General features: G+C 57.5%; 9 protein-coding genes, 1 tRNA gene and 1 pseudogene. 10 read left to right on the top strand and 1 reads right to left on the bottom strand.

Features of this window, described 5'->3' with window-relative positions:
• Nucleotides 1-646: pseudogene (gene carB, locus MDHKLMBL_RS10370) on the top strand (carbamoyl-phosphate synthase large subunit); the annotation flags it as partial.
• Nucleotides 647-650: 4 nt separating this feature from the next.
• Nucleotides 651-1130: a transcription elongation factor GreA gene (gene greA / locus MDHKLMBL_RS10365; RefSeq protein WP_075267597.1), complete on the top strand. Its 480-nt coding sequence runs from the start codon at nucleotides 651-653 to the stop codon at nucleotides 1128-1130.
• Nucleotides 1131-1205: 75 nt separating this feature from the next.
• Here greA and yhbY read toward each other — a convergent pair whose 3' ends face one another.
• Nucleotides 1206-1517 (bottom strand): ribosome assembly RNA-binding protein YhbY, encoded by a 312-nt coding sequence (yhbY, locus tag MDHKLMBL_RS10360; protein WP_008171523.1) that lies wholly within the window; start codon nucleotides 1515-1517, stop codon nucleotides 1206-1208.
• 386 nt (nucleotides 1518-1903) lie between these two features.
• On the opposite strand from yhbY, the gene ftsH reads away from it, so the two are divergent.
• From ftsH to nusA, 8 genes are all read left to right on the top strand, one after another.
• Complete coding sequence (gene ftsH, locus MDHKLMBL_RS10355) at nucleotides 1904-3847, top strand: ATP-dependent zinc metalloprotease FtsH (protein ID WP_169702170.1); 1944 nt, start codon at nucleotides 1904-1906, stop codon at nucleotides 3845-3847.
• 95 nt (nucleotides 3848-3942) lie between these two features.
• Complete coding sequence (gene folP / locus MDHKLMBL_RS10350; protein ID WP_014578295.1) at nucleotides 3943-4773, top strand: dihydropteroate synthase; 831 nt, start codon at nucleotides 3943-3945, stop codon at nucleotides 4771-4773.
• Nucleotides 4773-6116 (top strand): phosphoglucosamine mutase, encoded by a 1344-nt coding sequence (gene glmM, locus MDHKLMBL_RS10345; protein WP_008171529.1) that lies wholly within the window; start codon nucleotides 4773-4775, stop codon nucleotides 6114-6116. The genes folP and glmM overlap by 1 nt, the downstream gene beginning before the upstream one ends.
• 75 nt (nucleotides 6117-6191) lie before the next feature.
• A complete protein-coding gene (gene tpiA, locus MDHKLMBL_RS10340; RefSeq protein ID WP_104270747.1) occupies nucleotides 6192-6950 on the top strand; it encodes a triose-phosphate isomerase in 759 nt (252 codons plus the stop codon).
• A 24-nt stretch (nucleotides 6951-6974) separates the two neighbouring features.
• Nucleotides 6975-7355 carry a preprotein translocase subunit SecG gene (gene secG / locus MDHKLMBL_RS10335; RefSeq protein ID WP_008171532.1) on the top strand — a complete coding sequence of 127 codons (381 nt, stop codon included), beginning with the start codon at nucleotides 6975-6977 and terminating at the stop codon, nucleotides 7353-7355.
• 7 nt (nucleotides 7356-7362) lie between these two features.
• Nucleotides 7363-7447: transfer RNA gene (locus tag MDHKLMBL_RS10330), tRNA-Leu, on the top strand.
• A gap of 320 nt (nucleotides 7448-7767) precedes the next feature.
• Nucleotides 7768-8229 carry a ribosome maturation factor RimP gene (gene rimP / locus MDHKLMBL_RS10325; protein WP_008171533.1) on the top strand — a complete coding sequence of 154 codons (462 nt, stop codon included), beginning with the start codon at nucleotides 7768-7770 and terminating at the stop codon, nucleotides 8227-8229.
• 55 nt (nucleotides 8230-8284) lie between these two features.
• Nucleotides 8285-9778, top strand: a complete 1494-nt coding sequence (gene nusA, locus MDHKLMBL_RS10320; protein ID WP_014578293.1) for a transcription termination factor NusA — start codon at nucleotides 8285-8287, stop codon at nucleotides 9776-9778.
• Nucleotides 9779-9791 lie beyond the last annotated feature (13 nt).

Here is a 9791-nt window from a genome sequence, read left to right as displayed (position 1 = left end):
TGTGTCCCTGGCCAAGGTGGCGGCCCGGGTGATGGCTGGCAAGACCCTCAAAGAGCTGGAGTTCACCCAGGAAATCATCCCCAGCTATTATGCGGTGAAAGAGTCGGTGTTCCCGTTCAACAAATTCCCGGCGGTGGATCCGATCCTTGGGCCGGAAATGAAATCGACCGGTGAGGTTATGGGCCTGGGTGACAGCTTCGATGAAGCCTTCGCCAAAGCCGCGTTGGCTGTTGGTGAGCGTCTGCCGGCCAAGGGCACTGCGTTCATGTCTGTGCGGGATGTTGACAAGCCCGGCGCCGCAAAAGTGGCCCGAGATCTGGTCGACGCCGGCTTCAAGCTTGTGGCTACCACCGGCACCGCCAAGGCCCTGAAAGAGGCTGGAATCGAGGTTGATCGGGTGAACAAGGTCCGTGAAGGCCGTCCGCATATTGTGGACGCCATCAAGAACGGACAGGTTCAGCTGATCATCAATACCACTGAAGGTCGCAAGGCCATTTCCGACTCGGCCCAGATCCGCCAGTCGGCGTTGCAGACCAAGGTAACCTACACAACAACACTGGCGGGCGGCGAAGCCTTCTGCCGGGCCATCAAGTTCGGCCCGGAGCGCACTGTACGCCGCCTCCAGGATCTTCACGCAGGAAAGTGAGACTATGGCTGACAGAGTACCGATGACAAAGGCGGGCGAGACCCGCCTCCGCGAGGAGCTTCAGAAGCTGAAGTCCGAGGATCGTCCCCGGGTTATTGCGGCGATTGCCGATGCCCGGGAGCACGGCGACCTGAAAGAGAACGCTGAATATCATGCTGCCCGCGAGCAGCAGAGCTTTATTGAAGGCCGTATCCAGGAAATCGAGGGCAAGCTTTCAGCCGCTCAGGTAATCGATGTGACCACCATCGAGAATACCGGCAAGGTGATCTTCGGCACCACGGTACACCTGCTTAACATGGATACGGACGAACAGGTGATCTACAAGATCGTTGGTGAGGATGAGGCGGATATCAAGGCAGGCAAGCTGTCGATTTCCTCACCGATTGCGCGGGCGCTGGTAGGCAAGAGCGAGGGCGATGTGGTCGCCATTCGCGTGCCTTCCGGTACCGTGGAATACGAGATTGAGCAGGTCGAGTACATCTGATTTCGTCTGTGCTGAACGAAAAAAGCCGGCTGGGGTTTCCCGAGCCGGCTTTTCTGTTTCTGGGGTCCGGGCGGATCAGTGTTTGTGGCGCAACAGGTTGGAGAGCTTGGGGTTCGGCTTTTTGGCCCGGCGCAGTATGACGGCGATCTTGCCGATGGTCTGGACGAGCTCGGCGCCAGAGGATTCGCACAGCGCGGTGATCGCCTCGTGCCGGGTTTCCCGGTCCTGGCTCGCCACCTTGATCTTGATCAGCTCATGATCATTCAGTGCGCGCTCGAGTTCTTCCTGCAGTCCCTCGGAAAGGCCTTTGTCGCCAACAATGATGACGGGCTTGAGGTTGTGGGCAATCGCCCGGTATTCCCGGCGCTGTTCCGGTGAAAGACTCATGATGTAATCTCTTTATTGGTGCAATTAACAAAAGGTCAGCGGCGGAAAGGCTGACTTGAACGTATAATCGTCGAATTGTAACAGATCGTTCCGCTGTAAGAATGGCCGTTAACACGTATCGACGTGGGGTCGGCAAGCAGAAGGAACCAACCCGGGTGACAAGGGTCAAAAGGTTCGCGGAAATGGGGGCGTATTGAGGGTTGCTGTTGTAATTTCAGATATGGCGCCCAATATGAAGGTTAAGGCGACTTTTCATTAAAAAACTGTGTGCTGCGTGTGGCCGATACGGATGGGCCGTTTCTGGTGGACGGGCGTACAATTGGTGTAAGGTGTCAGAAAAGGGTGCTTTGCGAAAGGTTAACCCTACAATTCACAGGTGATGATCCTTGAACGATATGGCAAAAAATCTGGTTCTCTGGCTAATTATAGCCGCCGTGCTGCTGATGGTGTTTCAGAACTTTTCTCCCACCACCACCGGCCAACAAGTCAACTATTCCCAGTTTGTGGAGATGGTCCAGGAAGGCCAGGTCCGTCAGGTCACAATCGATGGGTTGCAGGTTCAGGGTACCCGTGGTGACGGCTCCCAGTTCCAGACAATCCGTCCTCAGGTGTCTGACAACAAGCTGATGGACGATCTGCTCGCGAACAACGTTGAGGTTATCGGTAAGGAGCCTGAGCGCCAGAGCCTGTGGACACAGCTTCTGGTTGCCGCGTTCCCGATACTGATCATCATCGCACTGTTTGTGTTCTTCATGCGCCAGATGCAGGGCGGCGGTGGCGGCAAAGGCCCCATGTCGTTCGGTAAGAGCAAAGCGCGTCTGATGAGCGAAGATCAGATCAAGACCACCTTCGCGGACGTGGCCGGTGTTGATGAAGCCAAGGAAGATGTTAAGGAGCTGGTGGATTTCCTGCGGGATCCCAGCAAATTCCAGCGTCTTGGCGGCAGCATCCCCAAGGGTGTCCTGATGGTTGGTCAGCCGGGTACCGGTAAGACCCTTCTCGCCAAGGCTATTGCCGGCGAAGCCAAGGTGCCGTTCTTCTCCATCTCCGGTTCTGACTTTGTCGAAATGTTCGTGGGCGTGGGTGCTTCCCGGGTTCGTGACATGTTCGAACAGGCCAAGAAGCAAAGCCCCTGCATTATCTTCATCGACGAGATCGATGCTGTTGGTCGCCACCGTGGCGCCGGCATGGGTGGCGGTCATGACGAGCGTGAACAGACTCTCAACCAGCTGCTCGTTGAGATGGACGGTTTTGAGGGTAATGAAGGCGTTATCGTAATTGCCGCTACCAACCGTCCCGACGTTCTCGACCCGGCACTGTTGCGCCCGGGCCGTTTCGACCGTCAGGTTGTTGTTGGCCTGCCAGACATCATTGGTCGTGAGCAGATCCTCAAGGTGCACATGAAGAAAGTGCCCCTGGCGGATGGCGTAGAGCCGGTTCTGATTGCTCGTGGCACGCCCGGATTCTCCGGTGCGGACCTCGCAAACCTGGTCAACGAGGCGGCGCTCTTCGCGGCCCGTCGCAACCAGCGTCTAGTGTCCATGGAAGAGTTCGAGCTTGCCAAAGACAAGATCATGATGGGCGCCGAGCGCAAGTCCATGGTGATGAGCGAGAAAGAAAAGCGGAATACGGCTTACCATGAGTCTGGCCACGCTATTGTGGGTCGTCTGATGCCGGAGCACGATCCGGTGTACAAGGTGAGCATCATTCCGCGCGGCCGCGCTTTGGGTGTCACCATGTTCCTCCCCGAGGAAGACAAGTACAGCCATAGCAAGCGCTTCCTGATCAGCTCGATCTGCAGTCTGTTCGGTGGTCGCATCGCGGAAGAACTGACGCTGGGCTTTGATGGTGTGACGACCGGTGCGTCGAACGACATCGAGCGCGCGACCAGTCTGGCTCGTAACATGGTGACCCGTTGGGGTCTATCCGAGAAGCTGGGCCCGCTGCAGTATGATACCGATAGCGAAGAGCCGTTCCTCGGCCGGTCTGCGGGTCAGTCCCAGACGGTGTACTCACCGGAAACGGCCCAGCGGATCGATGAGGAAGTTCGCAACATCATCGACAGCTGCTATGAAAAAGCCAAGCAGATTCTGGTCGATAACCGGGACAAGCTCGACATGATGGCCGACGCGTTGATGAAGTACGAAACCATCGACCGTCACCAGATTGATGACATCATGGAAGGCCGCACACCTCGCCCGCCGAAAGGTTGGGGAGACAGTGGTCCCGCTGGTGGTGTCAAGGCCGACGAGCCTGAGACGGCGCCGGAGCCAAAGGCTTCCGATGACGGTCGTCATCCCGGCGTTGGCCGGCCGGCCGGAGAACACTGACGGCTAGCAGCTTTTGGTTATAAAAATAGTGTAGTTCCCTGCGCCGCCCGGATTCCGGGCGGCGTTTGTTTTTGTCATTGTGAAAAAGGTTTGCCATGAAAATGAATTTTGCCGGGCGGGAACTGGATATGTCCCGCTGCCACGTGATGGGCGTTCTGAATGTAACACCGGATTCGTTTTCCGATGGTGGCCAATTTAACCGGCCGGATGCGGCTCTCGTCCGGGCCAGGCAGATGGTTGCCGATGGCGCCACGTTTATCGACATCGGTGGCGAATCCACGCGCCCGGGCGCCACGCCCGTGTCGTTGCAGGAAGAGCTGGACCGCGTCTGCCCGGTGGTTGAGGCGGCAGCCCGGGAGCTCGATGCGGTTATCTCGGTAGACACCAGTGCGCCGGAAGTGATGGCTGAAACGGCAAAACTTGGGGCCGGCCTGATCAATGATGTGCGGGCCCTGCAACGTGACGGTGCACCGGAAGTGGCTGCAAAAGCGGGCATACCGGTTTGTATCATGCATATCCAGGGGGAGCCGGATACCATGCAGGATCGCCCCGAGTACCGGAATGTGCGTCGGGAAGTCAGTGCTTTTCTGACCGAGCGCATCCGCGTTGCAGAGCACGCCGGGATTCGCCCTGAAAACATCCTGCTGGATCCCGGCTTCGGTTTCGGGAAAAGCCTCGAACATAACCTGCAGTTGCTGGCCTCCCTTGAGCAGATGCATATCCTGGGGCATCCCCTGCTGGTTGGCGTTTCCAGGAAGTCCATGTTGGGCCATATCACTGGCCGTGAGGTGAATGAAAGGTTGCCTGCGAGCCTTGCGGCCGCGACAATAGCGGCCATGAAGGGTGCCAGTATTATTCGTGTGCACGATGTCAGGGAAACAGTGGACGCTATCCGCGTGGTGGCGGCAGTTAAGGAGGCAGGTTAATGTCCGAGAGAAAGTACTTTGGTACGGACGGTATTCGCGGGCACGTGGGTGAGTTTCCGATAACGCCGGAATTCATGCTGAAACTTGGCTGGGCTGCGGGCCAGGCCTTCAAGCGCGATGGTCAGCGCAACAGCGTACTGATCGGCAAGGATACCCGCCTGTCCGGTTACATGTTTGAGTCGGCCCTCGAGGCTGGCCTTGCGGCGGCGGGTGTGGATGTAAAGCTGCTCGGTCCGATGCCAACGCCGGCAATCGCTTACCTGACTCGCACTTTCCGCGCTTCGGCCGGCATTGTGATCAGCGCCTCCCACAATCCCCACCACGACAACGGCATCAAGTTCTTCTCAGCGGCCGGCACCAAGCTGGACGATGCTCTTGAAGCCGAGATTGAGCGCTGGCTGGACAAGCCCATTGAGGTTTGTGGCCCGACCGAACTTGGCAAGGCGTCCCGCGTTGACGATGCACCGGGCCGGTACGTGGAATTCTGCAAGAGCACCGTGCCCAATGAGTTTACGCTCGACGGCATGAATATCGTATTGGACTGTGCCCATGGCGCCACCTATCACGTGGCCCCCAAGGTATTTCGGGAGCTTGGGGCCAAGGTTTCGGTTATCGGTGGCGATCCCGATGGGCTCAATATCAACCTTAACGTTGGCTCCACTCATCTGCAGGCGCTCAAGGCAGCAGTGATCGAAAAAAACGCTGATCTGGGGATCGCATTCGATGGGGATGGCGATCGGGTTCTCATGGTGGACCGGGACGGATCCGAGGTCGACGGCGATGAGCTGCTCTACGTCATCGCGTCCCAACGCTTTGCCGAGGATCGCCTCAAAGGCGGTGTCGTCGGTACGCTGATGACCAATCTGGGTGTCGAGCTTGCTTTGAATGAAATCGGAATCGAGTTCGAGCGTGCAAAAGTCGGCGACCGATACGTGATGGAGCGGCTGCTCGCCAACAACTGGGTGCTCGGTGGCGAAGGCTCTGGCCACATGGTTATCCGCGACTGCACCAGTACCGGTGATGGTATTGTTTCGGCGCTGCAGGTCCTTCTTTCAGTGTGGAAGTCCGGGAAAACTCTTGCGGATCTGCGGAAGGGGATGAGCAAGCTCCCCCAGAAAATGATCAACGTTCGGGTGGCGCAGCGTTTCGATCCGTTCAGTCGTGATGATATCGTAGCTGCGGTGCGCAAGGCCGAAACCGAGCTGGGCAGTTCCGGCAGGATTCTGTTGAGGGCCTCTGGCACAGAGCCGCTGATCCGTGTGATGGCGGAGGGGCAGGACGCCAGCGAGATTCTTCGGGTAGTCGAGGAACTGGCAAAAGTTGTGGAGAAATCCACCGCTTAATTTTGTGTTTTCAGGCGGTTGTCTGCCGGGAGGGAGTGCTGTATAGTTCGCCCTCCCTAACGTTCGGGAACTGTTATGCGTCGGAAGATTGTAGCCGGAAACTGGAAAATGAACGGGTCGAAAGACCTGGCACAAACGCTGGTAAGCGATGTGCGATCCCAGGCGGCCTCTCTTGATAATGGCGTTGAGGTTGTTATCATTCCTCCCGCTATTTACGTCCCGGACGTGGTTGCCAGCGCAGGCGATGTGCTGTCGGTCGGTGTTCAGAACGTGGCGCAATGGGCGTCCGGAGCCTACACCGGTGAGATTTCCGCGGACATGGCGTTGGATCAGGGCTGTCAATACGCCTTGGTCGGTCATTCCGAACGTCGCCAGCTCTTCGCTGAGACAGACGCTGCAGTGGCCGAAAAAGTCGGTCGCATTCTCGCTTCCGGGCTCCAGGCCATGGTTTGTGTTGGTGAAACCCTGGAAGAGCGTGAGGCTGGTAAGGCCGAGACCGTTGTTGCCGCCCAGGTAACGGCCGGCCTTGCGACGGTCGCAAGCGAGCAGTGGCAGCGTGTAGTGGTTGCCTATGAGCCTGTCTGGGCGATCGGAACAGGTAAAACCGCTACGGCACAGGACGCGCAGGCAATGCATGCGTCGATTCGGCAGGTGCTTTCAGAGATGGGCGCGCCGGCCAATGAGATTTCCCTCCTTTACGGGGGCAGTGTAAAAGCGGATAATGCAGCCGCTCTTTTTGCCGAGCCGGATATTGACGGCGGTTTGATCGGCGGAGCGTCGCTCAAAGCAGAAGATTTTGTAAGTATTTGCCGGAGTGTTCCGGCGGGTACCTGAATTTAAAGGTTCGCGAGAGTCGTTATGGATTGGGTAGAAACGCTGGTAGTCGTTGTGCACGTGGTGATCGCGGTGGCGCTGGTGGGTCTGGTGCTGATCCAGCAGGGCAAAGGCGCAGATGCCGGCGCTGCCTTTGGTGGTGGTGCATCGCAGACTGTGTTTGGTAGTCAGGGTAGCGGTAGCTTTCTCACCCGCTTCACGACTCTGCTCGCAGTGGTATTTTTTGTAACAAGTTTCTCGCTGGCGATTTTTGCCAAGCAGCGTGCCGAAGTGGCAGGCGAAGCCGGTATTCCAGTTGTTCAGGAATCCAGCAGCGCCGCCCCTGCTGATACCGCTGCAGACAACGGCGAAGCCGCAGCCAGCGAAGCCGAGGGTGGGGAGTCTGATCTCCCTGAACTCGAGTAAGAATGTTGCCCGGGTGGTGAAACTGGTAGACACGCTATCTTGAGGGGGTAGTGGCGAAAGCCGTGCCGGTTCGAGTCCGGCCCCGGGCACCATATTAGAAGAAAAACGGCTTGGAGTTTCCAGGCCGTTTTTTTTGGTCAGTCCTTGACCAGTCTGTCCGGCGTCTCTATACTCCGGCGGATATTGGGACCTGCCGCGTGGTGCTGGCGGGTTTCTGGCAGGCCAGGTGTCTGTCAGCAGGAAGCGGTACACCGGTTTGCTTCCTGCGAGTTCTTGCAACAAAAGGCCCCATTGTCAGGGGCTTTTTGATTAAGGGGCCTGGCGCAAAGGGCCCTGGTGCATAAAAAGGGCTGATAAAACAGCCCTTTTTTTGTTTTTGGGGCCGGTAAATTGATAACGGAGAAGGCACAACTTGTCAGCCAAGCTTAAGCAACTGGAAGACATTCTTCAGCCCGTGGTGGAAGGTCTGGGGTATGAGTTCTGGGGCATTGAATTCCGCTCGCAGGGCCATCATTCCCTGTTACGGGTGTTTATTGACGATGCCGAAAACGGCATCGGAGTCGACGACTGTGAGAAAGTCAGTCGCCAGATCAGCGGTGTGATGGATGTGGAAGATCCCATCCAGACCGAATACACACTGGAGGTCTCATCCCCGGGGATGGATCGCCCGCTGTTTCGTCTAGAGCAATACGAGGCCTTTGTTGGTCACCAGGTTCAGATTCGTCTCCGGATGGCATTTGAAGGTCGCCGGAAGTTTCAGGGGCTGATCAAAGGCGTGGAAGGTGATGATGTGGTTGTGGTCGTTGATGATCACGAGTATCTGCTGCCATTCGACAGCATTGAAAAAGCCCACATCGTGCCGGTGTTTGAGTGAACGATTTGAATAAAGTCCGTGGACGCACAGTTGATTTTAAGGGCAGGGCAATCCAATGAGTAAAGAGATCTTGCTGGTGGTTGAATCCGTCTCGAACGAGAAAGGTGTCGAGAAGGATGTGATTTTTGAAGCGATCGAGCTGGCACTGGCCACCGCTGCCAAAAAACGCTTTGAAGACGAAGAGGCGGATATCCGCGTATCGATCGACCGGAAAACCGGCGAATACGAAACCTTCCGCCGCTGGCTGGTGGTGGACAACGATGCCGTTCCTGCGCTGGGCACCGAGCTCACCCTGCAGGAAGCCGAGGAAATCGACCCGGCCCTGAAGCCCGGCGATATCCACGAGGAGAAAATCGAATCCGAAGCCTTTGGCCGCATTGGCGCCCAGGCTGCCAAGCAGATTATCTTCCAGAAGGTTCGTGAAGCTGAACGCACCAAGATTGTGGACAGCTACCGCGACCGCGTTGGTGAGCTGGTGTCGGGTACCGTCAAGAAGGTTACTCGCGACAACGTGATTGTCGATCTGGGCGCCAATGCCGAGGCGCTGCTGCCCCGCGAATTCCTGATCCCCCGCGAGACGTTCCGGATGGGTGACCGGGTGCGTTCGCTGCTGCTGGAGATCCGTACGGATCACCGCGGTCCCCAGTTGATTCTCAGCCGCACCTCTCCGCAGATGCTGATCGAGCTGTTCCGCATCGAAGTGCCCGAGATTGCTGAAGATCTGATCGAGATCCGCGGCGCTGCCCGTGATCCCGGTTCCCGGGCCAAGATAGCGGTGAAGACGAACGATCGCCGTATTGATCCCGTTGGCGCCTGTGTTGGTATGCGTGGCTCCCGGGTTCAGGCTGTGTCCAATGAGCTGGGCGGTGAGCGCGTTGATATCGTGTTGTGGGACGACAACCCGGCCCAGCTGGTGATCAATGCCATGGCGCCTGCAGAAGTGGCGTCCATCGTCATGGATGAAGACCGGCACACCATGGAAGTGGCTGTGGCGGAAGACAACCTGGCCCAGGCAATCGGCCGTAACGGTCAGAACGTTCGCCTGGCCACCGATCTGACCGGCTGGACCCTGAACGTGATGACCGAGGAAGAAGCCGGTGAGCGTCAGGAGCAGGAATACAGCCGGCTTGTCGAGCATTTCACTGGCAATCTGGACGTTGATGAAGAATTTGCCGGTGTACTGATCGAGGAAGGGTTTACCTCCATTGAAGAGGTGGCCTATGTGCCAATGGAAGAGATGCTGGCGATCGAAGGTTTTGACGAGGAAACCGTCACCGAGCTGCGCCGTCGCGCCAAGGACGTCCTGCTGAACCAGGCCCTGGCAAGCGAGGAAGCGCTCGAAGGCGCTGAGCCGGCAGAGGATCTTCTGGGAATGGATGGCATGGACCGTAGCCTGGCCTTCAAGTTGGCCGGCATGGGTGTGCGCACCATGGAAGATCTGGCAGAGCAGTCGGTTGGCGATCTGCTCGAGATTGAAGGTATGGATGAAGAGCGTGCCGGTCAGCTTATCATGACTGCACGTGCCCCCTGGTTTGAAGACCAGGCTTAATTCGGGAGGAGGA

Origin of the sequence: Marinobacter flavimaris (genome assembly GCF_002933295.1) — a bacterium.
In the GTDB taxonomy this organism is placed as follows: Bacteria; Pseudomonadota; Gammaproteobacteria; order Pseudomonadales; family Oleiphilaceae; genus Marinobacter; species Marinobacter flavimaris.
Note: the sequence above shows the minus strand (reverse complement) of the source record. Positions and strands in the feature narration are given on the sequence as shown.

What these genes read in the sequence shown, in the direction of transcription:
- greA (WP_075267597.1), top strand. Translation starts at nt 651, where the DNA reads ATGGCTGACAGAGTACCGATGACAAAGGCGGGCGAGACCCGCCTCCGC.
- yhbY (WP_008171523.1), bottom strand. Translation starts at nt 1,517, where the DNA reads ATGAGTCTTTCACCGGAACAGCGCCGGGAATACCGGGCGATTGCCCAC.
- folP (WP_014578295.1), top strand. Translation starts at nt 3,943, where the DNA reads ATGAAAATGAATTTTGCCGGGCGGGAACTGGATATGTCCCGCTGCCAC.
- glmM (WP_008171529.1), top strand. Translation starts at nt 4,773, where the DNA reads ATGTCCGAGAGAAAGTACTTTGGTACGGACGGTATTCGCGGGCACGTG.
- tpiA (WP_104270747.1), top strand. Translation starts at nt 6,192, where the DNA reads ATGCGTCGGAAGATTGTAGCCGGAAACTGGAAAATGAACGGGTCGAAA.
- secG (WP_008171532.1), top strand. Translation starts at nt 6,975, where the DNA reads ATGGATTGGGTAGAAACGCTGGTAGTCGTTGTGCACGTGGTGATCGCG.
- nusA (WP_014578293.1), top strand. Translation starts at nt 8,285, where the DNA reads ATGAGTAAAGAGATCTTGCTGGTGGTTGAATCCGTCTCGAACGAGAAA.